Raw genomic sequence first — 24,513 nt, forward strand, 5'->3', positions numbered from 1 at the left:
ACCGTTCGGGACGGGGCGGAGCCGCGCGGACACGGTGCGGTGCGCCCGGGGTAGGCCCCCGGGCGCACCCGTTCAGCCGCGCTGACGGGACGGGCGCCGCAGGCCGGGCAGCCCGCGCGGCAGCCGGGACCGCACCGCGGTACGCGCCCGGTCCACGAGCGCTCCCCAACGGGCCGAAGCGGCCCAGACCACCCGAACGGCGGAACGGGGGAACACCCGCGCCCGCAGTCGCTCCCAGCGGCCCGCCGCAGCGGACAGCCCGGCACGCACCCGGCCGACATCGTCGACCAGGCCCGTGGCCGTCTGCGGCCGCGGCGCGTACAGCACCTGCTCCACCGCACCGGCGATCCGGTGGACGGCATCGGCCGCCTCGCCCTCCAAACGGCCCAGCAGCACGATCCGCTCGGCCGACTTGCGGGCCGTGAGGGCGTCGTCGGGCGGGACGCCGTGGTCCCACGCCGTGTCCAGCACCTCCAGCCACGCCTGGAGCGTCCGGGCCCGGGCGTCTTCGGCCGTACGCCCCCGGGAGCCCAGCCGGCGCGCGGTCAACCGCATCCGCCACAACACCGGTAGCAGCGGCAACACGACCACGACCAGCGCGGCGAGCACGACCAGCGGAAGCTGCCACGAGGAGCCCCCGGACCCGGTGGGCGTGATCGCCTGCACCGGTGCCGAGCTCTCGCACTCCCCGCGCTGCCGCTGGTCGGCCGGGCAGGTGTCCAAGGTGGACGTCGCCTCCGACGGCGCCTGCGACGCGGACGGCCGCGGCGCGGCCGGGTCCGACGGGTCCGAGGCGGGAGCCTCCGGCAGGGCGTAGTCCGGCACGCTGCCGATGCTGGGCGTCGGCTCGAAGCGGGTCCACCCCACGCCCTCGAAGTACAGCTCGGGCCAGGCGTGGGCGTTGCGGATGCTCACCGACATCGTGTCGTCGGCGCTCTGCGTGCCCGGGGTGAATCCGACCGCGACCCGGGCCGGTATGCCCAGGGTGCGGGCCATCGCGGCCATCGAGAAGGAGAAGTGGACGCAGAAGCCCCGCTTGTCCGTCAGGAAGCGGGTGATCGCCGAGACGCCCGTGCCGGACCGCACGTCGGTGTCGTAGGTGAAGCCGCCGTTCACCGCGAACCAGTCCTGGAGGCGGACCGCGGACTCGTAGTCGTTGCGGGCACCGACGGTGATGTTCTCCGCGGTCTCCTTGACCACGTCCGGCAGCGACGCGGGCACCTTCGTGTACTCCGCGACGATGTCCGCCGGCGGCCGTGGCGCCGACGCCAGGTCGTCCGACGTGGGCTTCACCAGCAGGCTGCTGACGGAGTACTGGACGCCGCGGGTGTTCTGCCCGCGGTCGCCGACGAGGGTGCGGCCCTCCGGCTCGAAGCGCCAGCGGCCGTCGATGTCCACCTTGGTCGCCGGGTAGGGCATCGGCAGCCAGTCCTGGCGGTAGCCGTCGGATGCGGTGATGTTCGTCTGGACCTCCTCCGTCGCGATCGACGAACTCAGGCCCGTCGGCTGCGGCAGCCGGTCCGGCACGTCCTTGACGCCGCGCTCCGAGGTCTTCCACGTCGTGCCGTCGAACTGGTCGAGCGCCACGAACCGCAGGTACATGCCGTCCTTGTCCTGTGCGCTCGTCCGGTAGCGCAGGACTTCGACGTCCTCGGGCTGGTTCAGGCTGTCCTGGAGCGAGACCAGGGGGTTGACCGCGTTGATCGTGCTGCCGCCCGAGCCGGAGCCGCTGCCGGAGCGCGAGTCGGACAGCAGGCCGCCGTCGAGCGCCGGCAGGGCGGCCGGGACCACCAGCGCGACGCCCAGCGCCAGCACGCCGATGCGCCGCCCGGTGCGGACCGGGGCCAGCGGCGCACCCGCCGACCGGGCGGTCTGCGCCCCGCGCAGCGCCGACGCACCGCCGAAGACCCGGCCCCACTGGGAGAGCCGGTCGCGCCCCTCCGCCAGCAGGAGCAGCAGATAGCCGATCGCGGCCAGCAGGAACCACAGCACGCTCGCCGAGTCGCCGGCGAGACCCGCGGCGACCGAGTAGAGGGCGAGCAGCGGCAGCCCGGCCGGGGCGGCGCTGCGGTACGTCACCGCGAGGGCGTCCACCATCAGGCCGACCGTGAGCACCCCGCCGATCACCATCAGCTCTATGCCGGGGGACGACGGCGCCGGGATCGCGTACCGCTCGATGTCCTGGCCGCCCTGGGAGAGCAGCTCCCCGAACCGGGCCAGCACGTCGGGGCCCGGCACCACGCCCAACAGCGCCTCCTGCCGGGCGAAGGCCACGGTGAGCAGCATCAGGCCGACGAGGGCCTGGAAGGCCAGGGTGAGCGGCCGGGCCAGCGACACCCGCCGGCCCACCGCGCCCGCCCCGAACTGCACCGCGAGCAGCAGCGCGGCCAGGGCCAGCCAGCCCGCCGAGTCCAGCAGGGGCGTCAGCGCGCTCGCCGCCATCAGCGTCGCGGCGTACGCGCAGAGCGCGATCCGGGTGCGTCCGCTCATGACCAGCCCCCCGAAGCGCCGCTCGCGCCGTGTCCGAGGGAATCGGCGCGCTGTCGGCCGGCCTGCTGCCACACGGCGGGCAGCGCCGCGCCGGGCGACACCGCGAGCGCCGTCCAACCGGCCTCGCGCAGCACCCTCAGCCGGGCCTCCACCGGCCCGACCGCCGCCCCGCCCGTCACCCACGCCTCACTGTCCAGCACGAAGGCCACCGCGCCCGCTCCGCGCTGCCGCATCCGCGCCACGCGCGTCACCTGTTCCTCGTCGAGGTCGCCGAGGAAGGCCACCAACAGCCCCTCGCCCGAACCCCGCGCCGTGTCGTACGACGGGGAGAAGTCCACCCCGTCGGAGTGGTCGACCACGGCGAGCGCGTCCATCAGCAGGCCCGCGGCGTCCGCGGACTCCTGGGACGCGCCGCCGAAGCCGTCGGCGCCCTCCGCGGGCACCGAACTGCCCGTGTCCGTCAGCAGCCGGACCGAGTACCCCTGGGCGATCATGTGCAGCAGGACCGACGCGGCGCCCGACACCGCCCACTCGAAGGCCGCGTCCGGGCCGGTGCCCTCGTAGGCCACCCAGCGGGTGTCCAACAGGACGGTGCACCGGGCCCGCTGGGGCTGCTCCTCGCGGCGCACCATCAACTCGCCGAAGCGCGCGGTGGAGCGCCAGTGCACCCGGCGCAGGTCGTCGCCGTAGCGGTAGGCGCGGGGGATGATGTCGTCGTCGCCGGCGAGCGCCAGGGAGCGGCGGTGCCCCTCGCCGTACCCCGCGGACTCGCCCGCGAGCTGCACGGGCGGCAACTGCTCGGTGTGCGGGATGACGGTGAGCACGTCGAACGCGCTGAAGGAACGGGTCAGTTCGCACATGCCGAAGGGGTCGGTGAGGCGGAGCTGAAGCGGACCGAGGGGATAGCGCCCCCGCAGGTCGGAGCGGACCCGGTACGACACCTCCCGCCGCCCGGCCGCCTCCACCCGGTCCAGTACGAACCGGGGGCGGGGCCCCAGCACGTACGGCACGTGGTCCTGGAGCATCAGCAGACCGGTGGGCAGCCGGGAGACGTTGTCCATCCGCAGGTGGACCCGGGCCTCGGCGCCGGCCGCGACCCGCGCGGGCGAGAGCCGGCGACTGCCCGCGACCCGATGGCGCGTGCCGTACAGGACGGCGGTGCACACCAGCGGCAGCGCCGTGAGCAGCAGCCCCACCCGCAGCAGGTCGTCCTGGCCCAGGACGTACGCGCAGGCCGTGGCCGCCACTCCGGCGGCCACGAACGAGCGGCCCCGGGTGGTCAGTCCGCTCAGCGCCACCCGCAGGCCGCCCTGCCCCCGCTCGGCGAGCGCCGAAGCGGGGGCGCCGCCGGCGGCATCGACGGGTGCACCGGCGGTGGTGTCCGCGGCGGGCATCACAACCGCCGGGCGTCGTGCTGCCGGCCGTAGTACTGCGGGGGTTGGTGGCCGGGGACGTACGCCGCCTGGCTGCCGCCGGCCGTGGGCACCGGGGTGCGCTGGAGGATCTCCAGCACGACCTGCTCGGCCGTACGGCGGTTCAACTGGGCCTGCGCGGTGGGCAGCAGCCGGTGCGCCAGCACCTGCACCACCAGTGCCTGGACATCGTCCGGCAGGGCGTAGTCCCGGCCGTTCAGTGCGGCGGCGGCCTTCGCGGCGCGCAGCAGGTGCAGCGTGGCCCGGGGCGAGGCGCCCAGCCGCAGGTCCGGATGGCTGCGGGTGGCGGCGACCAACTCGACCGCGTACCGCTGGACGGCCTCGGCGACGTGCACCCCGCGGACGGCCTCGATCAGCTTCACGATGTCGTGCGCGTGGGCCACCGGCTGGATGTCGTCCAGCGGCGAGGGCCCGCCGTGCACGTCGAGCATCCGCAACTCGGCGTCGGCGCTCGGGTAGCCGATGGACACCCGTGCCATGAAGCGGTCCCGCTGGGCCTCCGGCAGCGGATAGGTGCCCTCCATCTCCACCGGGTTCTGGGTGGCCACCACCATGAAGGGGCTGGGCAGCGCGTACGTGCTGCCGTCGACGGTGACCTGGCGCTCCTCCATGGACTCCAGCAGCGCCGACTGGGTCTTGGGCGAGGCGCGGTTGATCTCGTCACCGATGACGATCTGGGCGAAGATGGCGCCCGGTTTGAACTCGAAGTCCCGCTCGTGCTGGTCGAAGACCGACACGCCGGTGATGTCGGACGGCAACAGGTCCGGCGTGAACTGGATGCGTCTGACGGAACAGTCCACGGACCGCGCCAGCGCCTTCGCCAGCATCGTCTTGCCCACGCCCGGCACGTCCTCGATCAGGAGGTGTCCTTCGGCGAGCATTACCGTCAGCGTGAGCCGTACGACCTCGGGCTTGCCCTCGATCACACCCTCCACCGACCTGCGGACGCGATCCGCTGTGGCGGTCAGATCTGTGAGGCTAGCTCGATCGTCATAGGTCGTCACACGGCCCTCCTCGGCCCGTTCTCCAGGCCGGGACTGAGATGCCCGGCCCACCCCGAAACACGGGCGCCGCCCCTCGTCGGTTCGAGGGGCGTGCCTCTCCCCGCATTCTTGTTGCCGTTACCGCTTCGTGTCACTCGCCTGTGGATAACCCTGGCGGGTTTGGGCGGGTTGGTCGGACATGTCCAGCGGAATTCGGTGGAATCCGGTGGCGGAAAGGCGCGGGTCCGGGCCGGTGACGACGTCAGGCGCTCGGGTCGATCTCCCGCAGCAGCCCGTCCTTCACGTCGAAGACGAAGCCGCGCACGTCGTCGGTGTGGAGCAGGAACGGGGAGGTGCGCACCCGCTGCATCGACTGCCGCACGTCCTGGTCCACGTCGCGGAACGCCTCCACCGCCCACGGCGGACGCTGCCCCACCTCGTCCTCCAACTCGTGCCGGAAGTCCTCCGTCAGCGACTCCAGGCCGCAGCCGGTGTGGTGGATCAGGATGACGCTCCGGGTGCCGAGGGCGCGCTGGCTGATGGTGAGGGAGCGGATCACGTCGTCCGTCACCACGCCGCCCGCGTTGCGGATCGTGTGGCAGTCGCCCAGCTCCAGGCCGAGGGCGGCGTGCAGGTCGAGCCGGGCGTCCATGCAGGCGACGACCGCCACCCGCAGCACGGGACGGGCGTCCATCCCGGGGTCCTGGAAGTCAGCCGCGTAGCTCCGGTTCGCCGAGACCAGGCGATCGGTGACCGTGCCGTCGGAGCGCGCGCTGTCGGCGGGGAGGTGCGCGGAAGTCGTCATGTCGACGACGGTAGCGGGAAGGCACCGCTCCGGCCTGCTGTGAGAGCGGACAAAGAACATCAACGAGGCTTGTTGTGAGGTAACCCACAGGGGCGATGCGTCGACATCCGTTCGAGTGAATCGGCGGAACCATTCCCCCGCCCGCCACGCCGTCGACCGGTTGATTGACCGGGCTGGACCGTGGACTAAAGTGACGCGCAGTCCACTGGCGCGGCCCGTGCTGCACCGGGGCGGGACCCGGCAGGCCGAACACGTCCGGCCGCGTCCCGTACGGTCAGTCGTTCCACCAGCGCGACCAGTACGTCCAGTACGCCGTCCAGTACGTCCAGTACGTTCCGTAGATTTTCCAGATCGTCTTCCCCGCGTGTGCGGCATACGCACGGCTCGGCCTTCCTTCTCAGCTCGCCGGTCGCTCCAGCCCCGCGCCGGAACCTGAGAGGGCCCCGTGAGCAATACCCGACACGTCCCGGTGATGCTCCAGCGGTGCCTGGACCTGTTGGCCCCCGCCCTGGAGCGCCCCGGAGCCGTCGTCGTCGACTGCACCCTCGGACTCGGCGGGCACAGCGAGGCCCTGCTGACCCGGTTCCCCGAGGCCCGTCTCGTGGCGCTCGACCGGGACAAGGAGGCGCTGCGGCTGTCGGCCGAGCGCCTCGCGCCCTTCGAGGAGCGCGCCACCCTCGTCCACGCGGTGTACGACGAACTGCCCGAGGTGCTCGACCGGCTCGCGCTCCCGCGCGTCCAGGGCATTCTGTTCGACCTCGGCGTCTCGTCCATGCAGCTCGACGAGGCCGACCGCGGCTTCGCCTACGCCCAGGACGCACCGCTGGACATGCGGATGGACCAGACGACCGGCATCTCGGCCGCGGAGGTGCTCAACACCTACCCGCCGGGCGAACTGGTGCGGATCCTGCGGACCTACGGCGAGGAGAAGCAGGCCAAACGGATCGTTTCCGCAGTGGTGCGCGAGCGGGACCAGGAGCCCTTCAGCAACAGCGCCCGGCTCGTCCAACTGATCCGCGACGCCCTGCCGCAGGCCGCCAAGCGCACCGGCGGCAACCCCGCCAAGCGCACCTTCCAGGCCCTGCGCATCGAGGTGAACGGGGAGCTGCGGGTCCTGGAGCGGGCGATCCCGGCGGCCGTGGGGGCCCTGGACGTCGGCGGCCGGATCGCCGTGCTCTCGTACCACTCGCTGGAGGACCGGCTGGTCAAGCAGGTCTTCGCGGCAGGCGCCAGCAACACGGCGCCGCCCGGGCTGCCCGTCGTCCCCGAGGAGTTCCAGCCCCGGCTGAAGCTGCTGACCCGGGGCGCCGAACTGCCGACCGAGGAAGAGGTCGCCGAGAACCGGCGGGCCGCCCCGGCGCGTCTGAGGGGAGCACAGCGCATCCGTGAGGACGCGCGGTGAGTCTTAGGGGCAGTGGACACACGCACGGCGGAGCGAGCGGGAGGATGCGGTGAGCACAGCGGGCAAACAGCTCAAGGGACGCGCCGCGAGACTCGCCCGGCTGATGCCCGCGGGCCCCAGCAACGCGGCCCGCACCCCCTTCGTCTTCCTGATCGTGGTCCTCCTCGGCGGCGGCCTCATCACCCTGCTGATGCTGAACTCCTCGCTCAACGAGGGCTCCTTCGAGCTGAGCGAGCTGAAGCGGAAGACCACCGAACTCACCGACGAGCAGCAGGCCCTCCAACGGGACGTCGACGACCGCTCCGCGCCGGATGCGCTGGAGCGACGGGCCAGGGAGTTGGGCATGGTGCCCGGCGGCGGGCCCGCCTTCATCGACACCGACGGCTCCGTCAAGGGGAAGCCGGAGAAGGCCGAGAAGCCCGACGCGGACCCGTCGCCGGGCGCCGGGCAGGAGCCGCCGACGGTGCCGCCGCCGGCCGACTCCACGGGACAGCCCACGCTGGGCCCGTCGTCGTCGCCCGCGGCCGCGGGCCGCCAGGCGCAGCAGGACACGCCCCCGCACCAGGACCGGACCTCAGGCCAGGACCAGACCACGAACCAGGATCAGGGCCCGGGTCAGAACCAGGGTTCAACCCAGGGCCAGCCCCAGACGCAGAGCCGAACCCAGTCCGGGGCCCAAGGCCAGAGCCAGAGCGAGCTGCCCGAGCCCCAGTCCGGCCCGCAGCCCGCCCTCCGGTCCCACACGCCCGCGCAACCGCCCCAGACGCCCCCCGGCAGGTGACGCAGTGCCCCCTCAGGAACCACGCCGGCGCCCCGCCCCCCGGGACCGGGGAGCCCCCTCGCGCGGCCGGGTCCCGGGACCGTCACCACGCCCGTCGGCCCGCCCCGCCCGCCGCCCGTCCGGCGGCCCCGGCGGACCCCGCGGCCCGCGCGGCACCGGCCCCCTGCGGCTCGGCAGCCCGCGCCCCCGACTGCGCCTGGTCGGTTTCGGACTCACCCTGGTGATGCTGGCCTTCGTGGTCCGCCTCCTCCAGGTCCAGGCGGTGGACGCCGAGGCGTACGCGGCCAAGGCCGACAAGAGCCGCTACCTGAGCGTCAAGCTCGCCGCCGAGCGCGGTGAGATCACCGACCGGACCGGCATCGCGCTGGCGAGCAGCGTCGACGCGTACGACATCACCGCCGACCCGAAGATGTTCACCCCCGAGGAGAGCAAGGCCCCCGACGCACCCGAACAGGCCGCGGCGCTCCTCGCGCCCATCCTGAACGTGCCCGCCGACGACATGGTCGCCAAGCTCAAGAAGCCCAAGTCCCGCTACGCCGTCCTCGCCCGCCGCCAGACCCCCCAGGTGTGGAACCAGATCAAGGACCTCAAGGGCGTCTTCGCGGAGAAGGCCCGCGAGGACAAGGCCAACGGCGGCCCCGGCGCCAACGTCCTCAGCGGCGTCTTCCAGGAGCCCAGCAGCAAGCGGGTGTACCCGAACGGCGAGCTGGCCGCCGGGATACTGGGCTACGTGAACGCCGACGGCCGCGGCGGCGGCGGCATCGAGTCGATGCTCGACAAGCAGCTCGCCGGCCAGGACGGCGAGGTCACCTACGCCCAGTCCGGCGGGCGCCGGGTGCCCACCGCCGGCGGCACCCGCGAGACCCCGGCCGTCCCCGGCTCCGACATCGAGCTCACCATCGACCGGGACATCCAGTGGGCGGCCCAGCAGGCGATCTCCGAGCAGGTGGAGAAGTCCAAGGCCGACCGCGGCTACGTGATCGTGCAGGACACCCGCACCGGCGAGGTCCTCGCGATGGCGAACTCGCCCGGCTTCGACCCCAACGACCTCAACCGGGCGGACGCGTCGGGGCTGGGCAACGCGGCGCTCCAGGACGCGTTCGAGCCCGGCTCCACCGCCAAGGTGGTGTCCATGGCCGCCGTCCTGGAGGAGGGCGCGGCGACCCCCGACACCCACGTGGTGGTCCCCAACCGGCTGCACCGCGGCGACCGCCTCTTCAAGGACGACGTCGACCACCCGACCTGGTACCTCACCCTCAACGGCGTCCTGGCCAAGTCGAGCAACATCGGCACCATCCTGGCCACCGGCCAGCTCGGCAAGACCCAGGCCCAGGCCAACCAGGTGCTCCACTCGTACCTGAAGAAGTTCGGCCTCGGCAGCCCCACCGGCCTGAAGTACCCGGGCGAGACGCCGGGCATCCTCGCCCCGCCGTCGAAGTGGTCGACCTCGCAGCAGTACACGATCCCCTTCGGCCAGGGCATGTCCATCAACGCCATGCAGGCGGCGTCCGTCTACTCGACCATCGCCAACGGCGGCGTCCGCATCGAACCCACCCTCGTCCGCGGCTCCAAGGGCCCGGACGGCCGGTTCGCCGCGGCGCCCGCGCCGCAGAAGACCCGGGTCGTCAGCGAGAAGACCGCCACCACCCTGGCCGCCATGCTGGAGTCCGTCGTCGGCAACGAGGAGGGCACCGGCACCAAGGCCCGCATCGACGGCTACCGCGTCGCCGGCAAGACGGGCACGGCCAACCGCGTCGACCCCGAACTGGGCCGCTACCGCGGCTACACCGCCTCCTTCGCCGGATTCGCCCCCGCCGACAAGCCCCGCGTCACCGTCTACTGCGCCATCCAGAACCCGACCAAGGGCAGCTACTTCGGCGGCCAGATCTGCGGCCCGATCTACCAGAAGGTGATGGCCTTCGCACTGAAGACCCTCCAGGTCCCGCCGACGGGCGCGGAGCCCGCCGGACTGCCCGTGACCTTCAAACCGGGCGGTTGACCGGTGGCCACCGGGGCACCCGTCCCGCCGGGCCGCCGGCGCGGCGAGCCCACCGGCCGCCCGACGCACATCCCCTGATCCAAGGAACCACCAGTGACGACGATCACCCCCGATTCCGGGAACCACGGACCCGGGCGGACCTCTTTTGGCCCCGCCCGCACCACGCCCGGTACGCTCACCGCCGTGCCACACCCTGATCAGTACGGAACGACCTCCGAAGGCGCGGCCGAGTCGGCCCGACAGCCGGGAGCCCCCCGCCCCCGCAGCCTCCACCCGACCCCGCTCGGGGACCTGGCGGCCCGAGCGGGGCTGACGGCCCCACCGGGGGGAGCGGCGCCGGATCAGGCCCGCGTCACCGGCATCACCCACGACTCCCGCGCGGTGCGCCCCGGCGACCTGTACGCGGCCCTGCCGGGCGCCCGACTGCACGGCGCCGACTTCGCGGCCCAGGCCGCCGACCTCGGCGCGGTGGCCGTCCTCACCGACCCCACGGGCGCCGAACGGGCCGCCGTCACCGGTCTGCCGGTCCTCGTCGCCGACGACCCCCGCGGACACATGGGCGAACTCGCCGCCGAGATCTACGGACACCCCGGCGAGTCCCTGCTGCAATTCGGCATCACCGGCACCTCCGGCAAGACGACCTCCGTCTACCTCGTCGAGGGCGGCCTGCGCGCCGCCGGTCGCGCCGCCGGCCTGATCGGCACGGTCGAGACCCGGATCGGCGGCGAGAGCGTCAAGTCGGAGCGCACCACCCCGGAGGCCACCGACCTCCAGGCGCTCTTCGCCGTGATGCGCGAGCGGGGCGTCGAAGCGGTCGCCATGGAGGTCTCCAGCCACGCCCTGGTGCTCGGCCGGGTCGACGGCTGCATCTTCGACGTCGCCGTCTTCAACAACCTCAGCCCGGAGCACATGGAGTTCCACTCCGACATGGAGGACTACTTCCAGGCGAAGGCGCGGCTGTTCACACCGGCCCGCAGCCGCAGCGGGGTGGTCAACCTGGACGACGAGTGGGGCCGCCGGCTCGCCAAGGAGGCGTCCGTACCGGTCACCACCTTCTCCGCGGAGGGCGACCCGGACGCCGACTGGCGTGCCGAGGACGTCGAACTCGGCGCCGTGCGCTCCGCCTTCACCATCGTCGGCCCCGCCGGGCAGCGCGTACGGGCCGAGGCACCGCTCCCGGGCGCCTTCAACGTCGCGAACACCCTCGCTGCCGTGGTGACCCTCGCCGTGGCCGGGATCGACCCGCAGACGGCCGCCGAAGGCGTCGCCGCCGTCCCGGGCGTCCCCGGCCGGCTGGAGCGCGTCGACGAGGGCCAGCCCTACCTCGCCGTCGTCGACTACGCGCACAAGACCGACGCCGTCGAGTCCGTGCTGCGCTCGCTGCGCAAGGTCACCGAGGGCCGGCTGCACATCGTGCTCGGCTGCGGCGGGGACCGCGACACCACCAAACGCGGCCCGATGGGCGCGGCGGCCGCCCGGCTCGCCGACACCGCCGTGCTCACCTCCGACAACCCCCGCTCCGAGGACCCCCTCGCGATCCTCGCCACCATGCTCGCCGGCGCCGCCCAGGTGCCCGCCCACGAGCGCGGCCACGTGCTCGTCGAGGGCGACCGGGCCGCGGCCATCGCCGCCGCGGTGGCCCGCGCCGAGCCCGGCGACACCGTCCTGATCGCCGGCAAGGGCCACGAGCAGGGCCAGGACGTGGCCGGAGTCGTCCGCTCCTTCGACGACCGCCAGGTCCTGCGCGAAGCCATCCGCGCCTCCCGTACGGCGGCAGCCGCCCCCGTCCCACCGCACCCATCGCACGAGAAGCCCCGGGGATGACCCTGTGATCACCCTCTCCCTCGCCGAGGTCGCCGAAATCGTCGGCGGGCAGTCGCACGACATACCGGATCCGACCGCCGAGGTCACCGGCCCCGTCGTCACCGACTCCCGGGCCGTGGCCCCCGGCGCCCTCTTCGTCGCCTTCGCCGGTGCGAACGTCGACGGCCACGACTACGCCGCACGGGCCGTGGCCGACGGCGCCGTCGGCGTCCTCGCCACCCGCCCCGTCGGCGTGCCCGCCGTCGTGGTGCCCGACGTCACCGCGGCCCTGGGCGCCCTCGCGCGCCACGTCGTGGAGCGACTGGGCGCCACCACCGTCGCGCTGACCGGTTCGGTCGGCAAGACCGGCACCAAGGACCTCATCGCCCAACTCCTGTCGCGCAAGGGCCCGACGGTCTACCCGGCGGGCAACCTCAACAACGAGATCGGGCTGCCGCTCACCGCGCTGCGCGCCGACGCCACCACCGAGCACCTGGTGCTGGAGATGGGCGCCCGCTACGTGGGCGACATCCGCTACCTCACCGAGCTCGTACCGCCGCGGATCTCCCTCGTGCTGAACGTCGGCACCGCCCACATCGGCGAGTTCGGCGGCCGGGAGCAGATCGCCCGGGCCAAGGGCGAGATCGTGGAGGCGCTGCCCGAGGACGGCGTGGCCGTGCTCAACGCGGACGACCCCCTCGTACGCGCCATGGCCGACCGCACCAAGGCCCGCGTGGTGACCTTCGGGGAGTCGGACAACGCCGACATCCGGGCCGAGAACGTGCGTCTCACCCCGCAGGGGCAGCCCGCGTTCACGCTTCACACCCCCACCGGGTGCAGCGATGTGACGATGCGGCTGTACGGTGAGCACCACGTGTCGAACGCGCTCGCCGCGACCGCCGTCGCCCACGAGTTGGGCCTGCCCGTCGACGAGATCGCCAGCGCGCTCTCCGAGGCAGGTAACCTCTCCCGCTGGCGCATGGAGGTCACCGAGCGTCCGGACGGCGTGACGATCGTCAACGACGCCTACAACGCGAACCCCGAATCCATGAGGGCGGCGCTGCGCGCGCTTGCCGCCATGGGCAAGGACGCACGGAGCCGGGGGGGACGGACGTGGGCGGTGCTCGGCCTGATGGCCGAGCTCGGTGACGAAGCACTCGCCGAGCACGACGCGGTGGGACGGCTCGCCGTCCGACTCAACGTCAGCAAGCTCGTCGCAGTCGGGGGCAGGGAAGCGTCCTGGTTGCAACTGGGCGCATATAACGAGGGTTCGTGGGGTGAGGAGTCGGTGCACGTGTCCGACGCTGAGGCGGCGGTCGACCTGTTGCGCAGAGAGTTGCGCCCGGGAGACGTCGTGCTGGTGAAGGCATCCAGGTCGGTCGGGCTTGAGCGGCTTGCCCAGACGCTGGTCGATGACGGGGCAGCTCCTTCGGATGGGCAGGGTGCCGCTCGATGAGGCAGATCCTCTTCGCGGGGGCCATCGGGCTCTTCCTCACGCTCATCGGCACGCCACTGCTGATCAAGCTGTTGGCGCGCAAGGGGTACGGGCAGTTCATCCGGGACGACGGCCCGCGCACCCACGGCAGCAAGAAGGGCACGCCCACCATGGGCGGCATCTCCTTCATCCTGGCGACCCTGATCGCCTACGCGCTCGCCAAGGTGATCACCGGGGAACCGGTCACCTTCTCCGGTCTGCTCGTCCTCTTCCTGATGGCCGGCATGGGCCTGGTGGGCTTCCTGGACGACTACATCAAGATCGTCAAGCAGCGTTCGCTGGGCCTGCGGGCCAAGGCGAAGATGGCGGGACAGCTCATCGTCGGCATCGCCTTCGCGGTGCTCTCGCTGCAATTCGCCGACCAGCGCGGCAACACCCCGGCCTCCACCAAGCTGTCGTTCATCACGGACTTCGGCTGGGCGATCGGACCGGTGCTGTTCGTCGTCTGGGCGCTGTTCATGATCCTCGCGATGTCGAACGGCGTGAACCTGACCGACGGTCTGGACGGCCTGGCCACCGGCGCTTCCGTGATGGTCTTCGGTGCGTACACCTTCATCGGGCTCTGGCAGTTCCAGGAGTCCTGCGCCAACGCGCTGTCGCTGACCAACCCGGAAGCCTGTTTCGAGGTGCGAGATCCGCTCGACCTCGCCGTGGTGGCCTCCGCGCTGATGGGCTCCTGCTTCGGCTTCCTGTGGTGGAACACCTCACCCGCCAAGATCTTCATGGGCGACACCGGCTCGCTGGCCCTGGGCGGCGCCCTGGCCGGTCTGGCGATCTGCTCCCGCACCGAGCTGCTGCTCGCCATCCTCGGCGGCCTCTTCGTCCTGATCACCATGTCCGTGGTCATCCAGGTCGGCTCGTTCAAGATGACCGGCAAGCGGGTCTTCCGCATGGCGCCACTGCAACACCACTTCGAACTAAAGGGGTGGTCCGAAGTCCTTGTGGTGGTCCGGTTCTGGATCATCCAGGGCATGTGCGTGATCGTCGGTCTCGGACTCTTCTACGCGGGCTGGGCGGCGGACAAGTGAGCACGCGCGAGGAGCTGTCGGGCAAGCGGGTCACCGTCGCCGGCCTGGGGGTCTCCGGGATCCCCGCGGCGAAGGTCCTGCACGGCCTCGGGGCGCACGTCACGGTCGTCAACGACGGCGACGACGAGCGCGCCCGGGCCCAGGCCGCGGAGCTGGCGGATTGGGCTGCGGCGCGCAGCGCCTCCGGACGGGCGGGCGGGATCTCCGTCCGCCTCGGCGACGGGGACACCCTGCCCGACGGCACCGAGCTGATCGTCACGGCCCCCGGCTGGCGGCCCGACAAGCCGCTGTTCGCCGCGGCCGAGAAGGCCGGCGTGGAGGTCTGGGGCGACGTCGAACTGGCGTGGCGGCTGCGGGAGACCGGTTCGGGACGGCCCCCGGCCCCCTGGCTCGCGGTCACCGGCACCAACGGCAAGACCACCACCGTGCGCATGCTCGCCGCCATCCTCGAAGCCGCTGGCCTGAAGACGGCCGCCGTCGGCAACATCGGCGTCTCGCTCCTCGACGCCGTCCTCGGCGAGGAGGAGTACGACGTCCTCGCCGTGGAGCTCTCCAGCTACCAGCTCCACTGGGCGCCCTCGCTGCGCGCCCACTCCGCCGCGGTGCTCAACCTCGCCCCCGACCACCTCGACTGGCACGGCTCCATGGCGGCGTACGCCACGGACAAGGGCCGGATCTACGAGGGCAACGAGGTCGCCTGCGTCTACAACGTCGCCGACCCGGCGACCGAGGACCTGGTGCGCGAGGCGGACGTGGTGGAGGGCTGCCGCGCCGTCGGCTTCACCCTCGGCACCCCCGGCCCCTCGCAGCTCGGCGTGGTCGACGGCATCCTCGTCGACCGGGCCTTCGTCCCGGACCGCCACCAGCAGGCGCAGGAGCTCGCCGAGGTCTCCGACGTCGACCCGCCGGCCCCGCACAACGTCGCCAACGCGCTGGCCGCGGCGGCGCTGGCCCGGGCCTACGGCGTACCGGCGACGGCGGTACGGGACGGGCTGCGCGCCTTCCGGCCCGATCCGCACCGCATCGAGAAGGTCGCGGACGTCGCCGGCGTCGCCTACGTCGACGACTCCAAGGCCACCAACACCCACGCGGCCGAGGCGTCGCTCGCGGCCTACGACCCGATCGTGTGGATCGCCGGGGGGCTCGCCAAGGGCGCGGCCTTCGACGAGTTGGCGGCGCGCGCCGCGGGCCGGTTGCGCGGGGTCGTCCTCATGGGCGCCGACCGCGCCCTGATCGCCGCGGCCCTGGCGCGACACGCACCCGATGTGCCGGTCGTGGACCTCGACCGGACGGACACTGGGGCGATGGCGGCGGCGGTCCGCGAAGCGGCGCGGCTGGCGGAGCCGGGAGACACCGTCCTGTTGGCCCCGGCCTGTGCCTCGATGGACATGTTCGCCAATTACAACAAGCGGGGCGAGGCGTTCGCGGCTGCGGTCCGTACCCTCGCCGCCGAGCGCGCCTGACCGGCCCGACCTCCGCGCCGCGCCCCGGCGGCGCGCCGGGCCCGACTGGAGGGGACTGCGCCGATGCGTATGCCGGACCTGACGCGGTGGTACGGCGGGCCCGCGCCCGCCGCCGCGGGAGCGCCCGCCGGCCGGCCTGCGGGCACCGCCCTGCGGAGCCGTACGACCGGGGCCGTGCGCGGCCCGCGGGCCGGCGGCACCGGCCGTCCCGGACGCCCGTCGGGGACGCAGCGGCCCCCTCGCTGGCGCGGGCCCCGACGGTTGTACGAGCGGGCGCGCCGGGCCTGGGACCGGCCGCTCACCGCGTACTACGTCATCCTCGGGAGCAGCCTGCTGATCACCGTCCTCGGGCTGGTGATGGTGTACTCGGCGTCGATGATCAAGGCGCTGGAGCTGTCGCTCCCGGGCTCGTACTTCTTCCGCAAGCAGTTCCTCGCCGCCGTCATCGGGGCCGGGCTGCTGCTGCTCGCCTCCCGGATGCCGATCAAGCTGCACCGGGCCCTGGCGTACCCCCTGCTGATGGTCACCGTGTTCTTGATGGTGCTGGTGCAGGTGCCGGGGATAGGGGTGTCGGTCGGCGGCAACCAGAACTGGTTGGCGCTCGGCGGCTCGTTCCAGCTCCAGCCCAGCGAGTTCGCCAAGCTGGCGCTGATCCTGTGGGGCGCCGACCTGTTGGCGCGCAAGCAGGACAAGCGGCTGTTGGCGCAGTGGAAGCACCTGCTGGTGCCGCTGGTGCCGGTGGCGTTCATGCTGCTCGGGCTGATCATGCTCGGCGGTGACATGGGCACCGCGATCATCGTCTCCGCGGTCCTCTTCGGGCTGCTGTGGCTCGCCGGGGCGCCCACCCGGCTCTTCGCCGGCGTCCTGGGGGCCGTGGTCCTCGTCGGCTTCTTCCTGATCAAGACCAGTGCGAACCGGATGTCCCGGCTGGAGTGCATCGGCGCCATCGATCTGGGACCCAAGGGGGAGTGCTGGCAGGCGGTGCACGGGATCTACGCCCTCGCCTCCGGCGGATGGTTCGGTTCCGGCCTCGGGGCGAGTGTGGAAAAATGGGGACAACTCCCGGAACCGCACACGGACTTCATCTTCGCCATCGCCGGCGAGGAACTGGGCCTGGCGGGGACGCTGTCGGTGCTCGCCCTGTTCGCGGCTCTAGGCTATGCGGGTATCCGCGTGGCCGGACGCACGGAGGACCCCTTCGTGAGGTACGCCGCGGGAGGCGTGACCACCTGGATCACGGCCCAGGCCGTGGTCAACATCGGTGCGGTGCTCGGTCTGCTGCCGATCGCCGGGGTCCCGCTCCCGCTGTTCTCCTACGGAGGGTCCGCCCTGCTGCCGACCATGTTCGCGATCGGGTTGCTGATCGCCTTCGCGCGCGACGAGCCCGCCGCGAAGGCCGCCCTGGCGGTGCGTACGCCAGGCGTGAGATGGAAGACGATGAGACGGCGCGTCACCAAGCGTCCGTCCGGAGAGCGGTGAAATTCGGTGCATGTCGTACTCGCCGGCGGGGGGACCGCCGGCCACATCGAGCCCGCGCTCGCGCTCGCTGACGCCCTGCGCAGGCAGGACCCGACCGTGGGCATCACGGCCCTGGGCACGGAACGCGGCCTGGAGACCAGGCTCGTGCCCGAGCGCGGTTACGAGTTGGCCCTGATCCCGGCCGTACCGCTGCCCCGGAAGCCCACCCCGGAGCTGATCACCGTCCCGGGCCGGCTGCGCGGCACCATCAAGGCCGCCGAGCAGGTCCTGGAGCGCACCAAGGCCGACTGCGTCGTCGGCTTCGGCGGATACGTCGCCCTGCCCGGGTACCTGGCCGCCAAGCGCCGCGGGGTGCCGATCGTGATCCACGAGGCCAACGCCCGCCCCGGCCTGGCCAACAAGATCGGCTCCCGGTACGCCGCCGCGGTCGCCGTCGCCACCCCGGACAGCAAGCTGCGCGGCTCCCGCTACATCGGCATCCCGCTGCGGCACTCCATCGCCACGCTGGACCGCGCCCGGGTGCGGCCCGAGGCGCGCGCCGCCTTCGGCCTCGACCCCAACCTGCCCACCCTGCTGGTCTCCGGCGGCTCCCAGGGCGCCCGCCGCCTCAACGAGGTCGTCCAGCAGGTCGCGCCGGTCCTCCAGCGCTCCGGGATCCAGATCCTGCACGCCGTCGGCCCGAAGAACGAACTGCCGCGCGCCGACAACATGCCCGGAATGCCGCCGTACATCCCGGTACCGTACGTGGACCGGATGGACCTCGCGTACGCCGCTGCCGACATGATGCTCTGCCGCGCGGGCGCGATGACCGTCGCCGAACTCTCCGCCGTCGGGCTCCCCGCCGCGTACGTCCCGCTGCCGATCGGCAACGGCGAGCAGCGACTGAACGCCCAGCCGGTGGTCAAGGCCGGCGGGGGCGTGCTGGTCGACGACGCCGAGCTGACCCCCGAGTGGGTCCAGGGCAACGTCCTTCCGGTGCTGGCCGACCCGCACCGGCTGTACGAGATGTCCCGTGCAGCCGCCGAGTTCGGCCGCAGGGACGCCGACGAGCTCCTCGTCGGCATGGTGTACGAGGCGATCGCGGCCCGCCGCTAGGGCCTCGCTCGTGGATCGGGCCCGGGGCGACCCGGGCCCGGGTCGGAAGGAGACCCGGAGCGTGGCCGGACCCACCACCGCCGACCGCGGTGTGAGCAAACCGTCAGCGGGCTCGTCCGGTCCGCCGCCCGGGCGCCGCTTCGGCGGCATCGGTCGCCTCCGCGGCCGGCTCGGCACCCGTACGGTGCTGCTGCTCGTCGCCGCCCTCGTGCTCGGCGGGGGGACCGTCTGGGCGCTCTACGGCTCGTCCTGGCTGCGGGCGGAGCGGGTGGAGGTCGCCGGCGTCTCCGTGCTCACCCCGGAACAGGTCAACGAGGCCGCCCGGGTGCCGCTGGGCTCGCCCCTGGTCTCCGTCGACACGGACGGGATCGAGGGGCGGCTGAAGAAGCGGCTGCCGCGGATCGACTCGGTGGAGGTGTCCCGCTCCTGGCCGGACGGCGTCGTGCTCGACGTCACCGAGCGCAAGCCGGTCCTCCTCCTCGAACAGGGGGCGGAATTCGTCGAAGTGGACGCGAAGGGCGTCCGGTTCGCGACCGTGACCGAGCCGCCGAAGGGCGTTCCCCGGCTCACCATGGACGTCGCCGCCGCACCCAGCCTGGGCCGGTTCGGCCCGGACCGGCTGATCGCCGCCGCGGTCCGGGTCCGGGGCGACCTGCCGAAGGCGGTCGCTGCCGACGCCCGCAAAGTTGCAGTCCGTTCATACGACTACATCACCGTGGAGTTGACGGAGGGGCGGACCGTCGTGTGGGGCAGCCCCGAAGAAGGCGAGCTCAAGGCCCGTGCACTGACCGCGCTCATGAAGGCCGCGCCGAAGTCCCGCGACTTCGACGTCAGCGCTCCCACCGCGCCGTCCGTGGCCGGGAGTTGACGCACACCTGCCCTGCCCCGGCCCCCTGGGTGGTGCGCGCAACGGCTGATCACATAGGGTGAAAAGAAAAACGGGAGGTTCGGCGTGTTCGTTGAACGTGCGCCACTCGCCGACTTAGTGTCCTGTTCGGAAGAGTCCAGCGGACAGACACTCTGGTAACCCTAAACTTCAACGTTAGGGTTCGGGTCGGCGTTACGGACCGTCCCATCGGCATCCGTCGTCGCGGCGCGCGAAGCAGACCACGACGACACGTATTTCGAGGCGAGAGGCCTTCGACGTGGCAGCACCGCAGAACTACCTCGCAGTCATCAAGGTCATCGGTGTCGGCGGCGGTGGTGTCAATGCCATCAACCGAATGATCGAGGTCGGCCTCAAGGGCGTTGAGTTCATCGCGATCAACACCGATGCGCAGGCCCTGTTGATGAGCGACGCCGACGTCAAGCTCGACGTCGGCCGCGAACTCACCCGGGGTCTCGGCGCCGGCGCCAACCCCGCCGTCGGCCGCAAGGCCGCCGAGGACCACCGCGAGGAGATCGAGGAGGTCCTCAAGGGGGCCGACATGGTCTTCGTCACCGCGGGCGAGGGCGGCGGCACCGGCACCGGCGGCGCCCCCGTCGTCGCCAACATCGCCCGTTCGCTGGGCGCCCTGACGATCGGTGTGGTCACCCGCCCCTTCACCTTCGAGGGCCGCCGCCGCGCCAACCAGGCCGAGGACGGCATCGCCGAGCTGCGCGAAGAGGTCGACACCCTCATCGTCATCCCGAACGACCGGCTGCTGTCCATCTCGGACCGCCAGGTCAGCGTGTTGGACGCGTTCAAGTCCGCGGACCAGGTCCTGCTCTCCGGCGTCCAGGGCATCACCGACCTCATCACCACCCCCGGTCTGATCAACCTCGACTTCGCCGACGTCAAGTCCGTGATGTCCGAGGCCGGCTCGGCGCTGATGGGCATCGGCTCGGCCCGCGGCGACGACCGCGCGGTGGCCGCCGCCGAGATGGCGATCTCCTCGCCGCTGCTGGAGGCGTCCATCGACGGCGCCCGCGGGGTGCTGCTCTCCATCTCCGGCGGCTCCGACCTCGGTCTCTTCGAGATCAACGAGGCCGCGCAGCTGGTGAGCGAGGCCGCCCACCCCGAGGCGAACATCATCTTCGGTGCGGTCATCGACGACGCGCTGGGCGACGAGGTGCGGGTCACGGTCATCGCCGCCGGCTTCGACGGCGGTCAGCCGCCCGCCCGCCGCGACAACGTCCTCGGCTCGTCCTCCGCCAAGCGCGAGGAGCCGGCGCCCGCGCCGTCCCGCCCGGTGGAGACCCCCCGCCCCGCCTCCTCCCTGGGCGCGGTGCCGGTCCGCGAGGAGCCCCCGGTCGAGCCCGCGCCGGTCTCCGAGGCCAGCTCGCAGGCGCCCCAGGTCCCGCCGACCCGCACCTACAGCGACACCTCGGCCGAGGAGCTGGACGTACCGGACTTCTTGAAGTGACCGTGCGGCACGACGCGATAGACCAGAGCGGCGCGCACTACGCCTTCACCGACCGGTGGGGCGGGGTGAGCGCCGTTCCGTACGAAGAGCTGAACCTCGGCGGCGCGGTGGGCGACGACCCCGAAGCCGTCCGCACCAACCGGGCGATCGCCGCCCGGGAACTGGGGCTCGACCCCGCGGCGGTGGTCTGGATGAACCAGGTCCACGGCCGGGACGTCGCCGTGGTCGACGGCCCGTGGGGCGAGGGCCCGATCCCCTCGGTCGACGCGGTGGTCACCGCCCGACGCGGGCTCGCCCTCGCCGTGTTGACCGCGGACTGCACCCCCGTACTGCTGGCCGACCCCGTCGCCGGCGTCGTCGGCGCCGCCCACGCGGGCCGGCCCGGCATGGTCGCGGGCGTGGTGCCCGCCGCCGTCGAGGCCATGGTGTCCCTGGGCGCGCGGCCCGAGCGGATCGCAGCCCGCACCGGCCCCGCGGTCTGCGGCCGTTGCTACGAGGTGCCGGCCCCGATGCGCGCGCAGGTGGCCGAGGTCGAACCGGCCGCCTGGTCCGAGACGAGCTGGGGCACCCCGGCCGTGGACGTCACCGCGGCGGTGCACGCCCAACTCGCCGCGGTCGGGGTAACGGACCGTCAGCAGTCCGGCGTCTGCACCCTGGAGTCCCGGGACCACTACTCGTACCGCCGCGACCGCGTCACCGGGCGACTGGCCGGCTATGTCTGGCTCGCGGAGTCGGACGCCCCTGGGGCAGGAGAGGCATGACGGACCGTCGCAGCGAACTCGCCGCAAACCTCGCATCGGTGGAGGAACGTATCGCCGCTGCCTGTGCGTCAGCCGGGCGGAAGCGGGAGGACGTGACGCTGATCGTCGTCACCAAGACCTATCCCGCGAGCGATGTGCGGATCCTCCACGAACTCGGTGTACGCCATGTGGCGGAGAACCGCGACCAGGACGCGGCGCCCAAGGCGGCCGAATGCGCGGACCTCGACCTCACCTGGCACTTCGTCGGACAGTTGCAGACCAACAAGGTCCGCTCCGTCGTGCGTTATGCCGATCTGGTGCAGTCGGTCGATCGAGTAAGACTTGTCACAGCGCTCTCCGCGGCGGCGGAGCGGGCCGGCCGCGAGGTCGGCTGTCTGATCCAGGTCGCCCTCGACGCCGAGGAGGGCGCCGTCCGCGGGGAGCGCGGCGGCGTCGCACCGGACGGCATCGGGGAGTTGGCGGCCGCGGTCGAGGCCGCGCCGGGGCTGCGCCTCGGCGGGCTGATGACCGTCGCGCCGCTGGTCGGACCCCTCGCGGGCCGGCCGCGGGCCGCCTTCGAGCAGCTGGTGGAATTCTCATCACGCCTGCGCGCGGGGCATCCTGCTGCAACGATGGTGTCCGCGGGGATGAGCGGTGACCTCGAAGATGCCGTGGCTGCGGGGGCGACACATGTGCGCGTCGGCACTGCGGTACTCGGAGTCCGTCCCCGGCTCGGGTAACGTCGCGAAGCAGGTCGGACCACAGCAGAAAATATGGTCATTCCCGCCAAGAAGCGGGCATGCCACGTGGATCGCGGACACTTGGTGACACTGCAACAACGGCGAGACGGCGATCCACCTCAGAGCGGAGGACTCAGAGCATGGCCGGCGCGATGCGCAAGATGGCGGTCTACCTCGGCCTCGTGGAGGACGATGGCTACGACGGCCGGGGCTTCGACCCCGACGACGACTTCGAACCCGAGCCGGAGCCCGAGCGGGACCACCGGCGGCACCAGCCGCCGCACCAGTTGGAGCGGGAGGAACCGGTGCGCTCGGTGCAACCCCCGGCGCCGCGCGAGCCGGTGGCGCACGCCCCTTCGCTCCCCGCGGAATCCGGACGCCCGGCGCGTATCGCCCCCGTGGCATCCATCACACCAGAACGTCCGAGCCTGGAGAAGAACGCACCGGTGATCATGCCCAAGGTCGTGTCCGAGCGGGAGCCGTACCGCATCACCACGCTGCACCCGCGGACCTACAACGAAGCCCGTACCATCGGGGAACACTTCCGCGAGGGCACCCCGGTGATCATGAATCTGACCGAGATGGATGACACCGACGCAAAGCGACTTGTCGACTTTGCCGCGGGACTGGTCTTCGGTCTCCACGGGAGTATTGAACGGGTGACTCAGAAGGTCTTCCTCCTCTCGCCTGCTAACGTCGATGTCACGGCGGAGGACAAGGCCCGTATCGCAGAGGGCGGATTCTTCAACCAGAGCTGAGACACGACATCGGGACGAACCCGACCGCGCAGGTCGGGGGCATGTGAGCACAGGGGAGAGGGAAGCGCGGAATGGGCGTCGCACTAGAGGTGGTCTACATCGCGCTGGTGTGCTTCCTGGTCGTGCTGGTCTTCCGGCTAGTCATGGACTATGTCTTCCAGTTCGCCCGTTCATGGCAACCCGGGAAGGTGATGGTGGTCATCCTTGAGGCCACCTACACTGTCACCGATCCACCGCTCAAGCTTCTTCGGCGGTTCATCCCGCCGTTGCGTCTCGGGGGCGTGGCACTAGACCTGTCCTTCTTCGTTCTGATGATCATCGTCTACATCCTGATCTCCATCGTGGGGAAGTTCGCCGGATGAGCGGGGTAACTGTGGACGATACGGTCTTGCCGACTGCCGACGACTACGTAGAGGTGAAGAAGAGATGCCGCTGACCCCCGAGGACGTGCGGAACAAGCAGTTCACGACCGTCCGCCTCCGAGAAGGCTATGACGAGGACGAGGTCGATGCCTTTCTCGACGAGGTCGAGTCCGAACTGACCCGCCTGCTTCGCGAGAACGAGGACCTGCGCGCCAAGTTGGCCGCGGCGACCCGAGCGGCGGCGCAGAACCAGCAGCAGGGCATGCGCAAGGGACCGGAGCCGCAGGACCAACGGCCCGGGGCCCCGGTGCCCGCTGCCATATCGGGCCCCCCCGTCCAGCAGCAGCCCCCGCAGCAGATGGGTCCGCCCCAACTGCCCGGCGGAGCGCCGCAGCTGCCGGCCGGTCCCAGCCACGGCGGCCCGATGGGCGGCCCCGGCCCGATGCAGGGCGGTCCCGGTCCGATGCAGGGCGGCCCCATGGGCGGTCCGATGGGCCAGATGCAGGGCGGTCCCATGGGCGGCCACCCGCAGCAGATGCCCGGTCAGGGCGGTCCCGGTGGCGACAGCGCCGCCCGGGTCCTCTCGCTGGCGCAGCAGACCGCGGACCAGGCGATCGCGGAGGCCCGTTCCGAGGCCAACAAGATCGTCGGCGAGGCGCGTTCGCGCGCCGAGGGCCTGGAGCGGGACGCCCGTGCCAAGGCCGACGCCCTGGAGCGGGACGCCCAGGAGAAGCACCGCGTCGCGATGGGCTCGCTGGAGTCGGCCCGCGCCACGCTGGAGCGCAAGGTCGAGGACCTGCGGGGCTTCGAGCGCGAGTACCGCACCCGTCTGAAGTCCTACCTGGAGAGCCAGCTCCGCCAGTTGGAGACCCAGGCGGACGACTCGCTGGCCCCGCCGCGCACGCCGGCTGCGGCTTCGCTGCCGCCGTCGCCGTCGATGGCTTCGGCCGGTGCTCCTTCCATGGGTCACTCCATGGGCGGCGCCCCGTCCATGGGTTCGCCGATGGGCGGCAGCCCGTCGTACGGCGGGCAGCAGCAGATGGCTCCCGCGATGACCCAGCCGATGGCTCCGGTCCGCCCGCAGGCGCCGCAGCCGATGCAGCAGGCGCCGTCGCCGATGCGCGGGTTCCTGATCGACGAGGACGACAACTGACAGCCGTACGATGACGATCTAGTCGTCGGCAGTCAGTCCCAAGGGCCGGGCCCGGACACACTCTGTCCGGGCCCGGCCCTTTTGCCGTGGCCCGGCGGAACCGACTGCTGCCGGACGACGAAGGCCCCGCCCCTCTCGAAGGGGGCGGGGCCTCGGTGT

Annotated in this window: 20 protein-coding genes; 16 read left to right on the forward strand and 4 right to left on the reverse strand. The window is 72.3% G+C overall.

Annotation, left to right across the window (positions count from 1 at the left end):
* Positions 1-72: 72 nt before the first annotated feature.
* The 4 genes from ACH4E8_RS12805 to ACH4E8_RS12820 form a co-directional block, all read right to left on the reverse strand.
* Positions 73-2,490, reverse strand: a complete 2,418-nt coding sequence (locus ACH4E8_RS12805; protein WP_398447193.1) for a DUF3488 and DUF4129 domain-containing transglutaminase family protein — start codon at positions 2,488-2,490, stop codon at positions 73-75.
* Entirely contained in the window at positions 2,487-3,884 is a 1,398-nt protein-coding gene (locus ACH4E8_RS12810; protein ID WP_398447195.1) for a DUF58 domain-containing protein, read from the reverse strand. Before ACH4E8_RS12810 ends, ACH4E8_RS12805 begins: the two co-directional genes overlap by 4 nt.
* Positions 3,884-4,927, reverse strand: a complete 1,044-nt coding sequence (locus ACH4E8_RS12815) for an AAA family ATPase (protein ID WP_398447197.1) — start codon at positions 4,925-4,927, stop codon at positions 3,884-3,886. The genes ACH4E8_RS12810 and ACH4E8_RS12815 overlap by 1 nt, the downstream gene beginning before the upstream one ends.
* 241 nt (positions 4,928-5,168) lie before the next feature.
* Positions 5,169-5,711, reverse strand: a complete 543-nt coding sequence (locus ACH4E8_RS12820; protein ID WP_398447199.1) for a beta-class carbonic anhydrase — start codon at positions 5,709-5,711, stop codon at positions 5,169-5,171.
* A gap of 445 nt (positions 5,712-6,156) precedes the next feature.
* On the opposite strand from ACH4E8_RS12820, the gene rsmH reads away from it, so the two are divergent.
* The 16 genes from rsmH to ACH4E8_RS12900 all read left to right on the forward strand — a co-directional run bounded on the left by rsmH (position 6,157) and on the right by ACH4E8_RS12900 (position 24,354).
* Entirely contained in the window at positions 6,157-7,113 is a 957-nt protein-coding gene (gene rsmH / locus ACH4E8_RS12825) for a 16S rRNA (cytosine(1402)-N(4))-methyltransferase RsmH (protein ID WP_398447201.1), read from the forward strand.
* Positions 7,114-7,162: 49 nt separating this feature from the next.
* Complete coding sequence (locus ACH4E8_RS12830; RefSeq protein ID WP_398447202.1) at positions 7,163-7,894, forward strand: septum formation initiator family protein; 732 nt, start codon at positions 7,163-7,165, stop codon at positions 7,892-7,894.
* A gap of 4 nt (positions 7,895-7,898) precedes the next feature.
* Entirely contained in the window at positions 7,899-9,893 is a 1,995-nt protein-coding gene (locus ACH4E8_RS12835; protein WP_398447204.1) for a peptidoglycan D,D-transpeptidase FtsI family protein, read from the forward strand.
* 93 nt (positions 9,894-9,986) lie between these two features.
* Positions 9,987-11,717, forward strand: coding sequence for a UDP-N-acetylmuramoyl-L-alanyl-D-glutamate--2,6-diaminopimelate ligase (locus ACH4E8_RS12840; RefSeq protein WP_398447206.1), 1,731 nt, complete (start codon positions 9,987-9,989; stop codon positions 11,715-11,717).
* Between the two features lie 4 nt (positions 11,718-11,721).
* Complete coding sequence (gene murF, locus ACH4E8_RS12845; protein ID WP_398447208.1) at positions 11,722-13,152, forward strand: UDP-N-acetylmuramoyl-tripeptide--D-alanyl-D-alanine ligase; 1,431 nt, start codon at positions 11,722-11,724, stop codon at positions 13,150-13,152.
* On the forward strand, positions 13,149-14,219 hold the full coding sequence (mraY, locus tag ACH4E8_RS12850) for a phospho-N-acetylmuramoyl-pentapeptide-transferase (RefSeq protein WP_361542365.1): 1,071 nt from the start codon (positions 13,149-13,151) through the stop codon (positions 14,217-14,219). Before murF ends, mraY begins: the two co-directional genes overlap by 4 nt.
* Complete coding sequence (murD, locus tag ACH4E8_RS12855) at positions 14,216-15,682, forward strand: UDP-N-acetylmuramoyl-L-alanine--D-glutamate ligase (RefSeq protein WP_398447210.1); 1,467 nt, start codon at positions 14,216-14,218, stop codon at positions 15,680-15,682. Before mraY ends, murD begins: the two co-directional genes overlap by 4 nt.
* Before the next feature lie 63 nt (positions 15,683-15,745).
* Positions 15,746-17,161: a putative lipid II flippase FtsW gene (gene ftsW, locus ACH4E8_RS12860; protein ID WP_398447212.1), complete on the forward strand. Its 1,416-nt coding sequence runs from the start codon at positions 15,746-15,748 to the stop codon at positions 17,159-17,161.
* Between the two features lie 6 nt (positions 17,162-17,167).
* A complete protein-coding gene (gene murG / locus ACH4E8_RS12865) occupies positions 17,168-18,256 on the forward strand; it encodes an undecaprenyldiphospho-muramoylpentapeptide beta-N-acetylglucosaminyltransferase (RefSeq protein ID WP_361542359.1) in 1,089 nt (362 codons plus the stop codon).
* 61 nt (positions 18,257-18,317) lie between these two features.
* Positions 18,318-19,124: a cell division protein FtsQ/DivIB gene (locus ACH4E8_RS12870; RefSeq protein WP_398447214.1), complete on the forward strand. Its 807-nt coding sequence runs from the start codon at positions 18,318-18,320 to the stop codon at positions 19,122-19,124.
* Positions 19,125-19,401: 277 nt separating this feature from the next.
* Complete coding sequence (gene ftsZ / locus ACH4E8_RS12875) at positions 19,402-20,601, forward strand: cell division protein FtsZ (protein WP_398447216.1); 1,200 nt, start codon at positions 19,402-19,404, stop codon at positions 20,599-20,601.
* Positions 20,598-21,362 (forward strand): peptidoglycan editing factor PgeF, encoded by a 765-nt coding sequence (gene pgeF / locus ACH4E8_RS12880; RefSeq protein ID WP_398447218.1) that lies wholly within the window; start codon positions 20,598-20,600, stop codon positions 21,360-21,362. The genes ftsZ and pgeF overlap by 4 nt, the downstream gene beginning before the upstream one ends.
* Positions 21,359-22,081, forward strand: a complete 723-nt coding sequence (locus tag ACH4E8_RS12885) for a YggS family pyridoxal phosphate-dependent enzyme (protein WP_398447220.1) — start codon at positions 21,359-21,361, stop codon at positions 22,079-22,081. The genes pgeF and ACH4E8_RS12885 overlap by 4 nt, the downstream gene beginning before the upstream one ends.
* A 140-nt stretch (positions 22,082-22,221) precedes the next feature.
* Complete coding sequence (locus ACH4E8_RS12890) at positions 22,222-22,839, forward strand: cell division protein SepF (protein ID WP_398447222.1); 618 nt, start codon at positions 22,222-22,224, stop codon at positions 22,837-22,839.
* A 71-nt stretch (positions 22,840-22,910) separates the two neighbouring features.
* Positions 22,911-23,201, forward strand: coding sequence for a YggT family protein (locus ACH4E8_RS12895; RefSeq protein ID WP_361965137.1), 291 nt, complete (start codon positions 22,911-22,913; stop codon positions 23,199-23,201).
* 64 nt (positions 23,202-23,265) lie between these two features.
* On the forward strand, positions 23,266-24,354 hold the full coding sequence (locus ACH4E8_RS12900) for a DivIVA domain-containing protein (RefSeq protein WP_398447224.1): 1,089 nt from the start codon (positions 23,266-23,268) through the stop codon (positions 24,352-24,354).
* Positions 24,355-24,513 lie beyond the last annotated feature (159 nt).

The organism is Streptomyces sp. NPDC017979 (genome assembly GCF_044328175.1).
In the GTDB taxonomy this organism is placed as follows: Bacteria; Actinomycetota; Actinomycetes; order Streptomycetales; family Streptomycetaceae; genus Streptomyces.

Bases quoted from the DNA above. Each gene is read 5' to 3' on its own strand.
- ACH4E8_RS12805 (WP_398447193.1), bottom strand. From the start codon at position 2,490: ATGAGCGGACGCACCCGGATCGCGCTCTGCGCGTACGCCGCGACGCTG.
- ACH4E8_RS12810 (WP_398447195.1), bottom strand. From the start codon at position 3,884: ATGCCCGCCGCGGACACCACCGCCGGTGCACCCGTCGATGCCGCCGGC.
- ACH4E8_RS12820 (WP_398447199.1), bottom strand. From the start codon at position 5,711: ATGACGACTTCCGCGCACCTCCCCGCCGACAGCGCGCGCTCCGACGGC.
- mraY (WP_361542365.1), top strand. From the start codon at position 13,149: ATGAGGCAGATCCTCTTCGCGGGGGCCATCGGGCTCTTCCTCACGCTC.
- ftsW (WP_398447212.1), top strand. From the start codon at position 15,746: ATGCGTATGCCGGACCTGACGCGGTGGTACGGCGGGCCCGCGCCCGCC.
- ACH4E8_RS12885 (WP_398447220.1), top strand. From the start codon at position 21,359: ATGACGGACCGTCGCAGCGAACTCGCCGCAAACCTCGCATCGGTGGAG.
- ACH4E8_RS12890 (WP_398447222.1), top strand. From the start codon at position 22,222: ATGGCCGGCGCGATGCGCAAGATGGCGGTCTACCTCGGCCTCGTGGAG.
- ACH4E8_RS12895 (WP_361965137.1), top strand. From the start codon at position 22,911: ATGGGCGTCGCACTAGAGGTGGTCTACATCGCGCTGGTGTGCTTCCTG.
- ACH4E8_RS12900 (WP_398447224.1), top strand. From the start codon at position 23,266: ATGCCGCTGACCCCCGAGGACGTGCGGAACAAGCAGTTCACGACCGTC.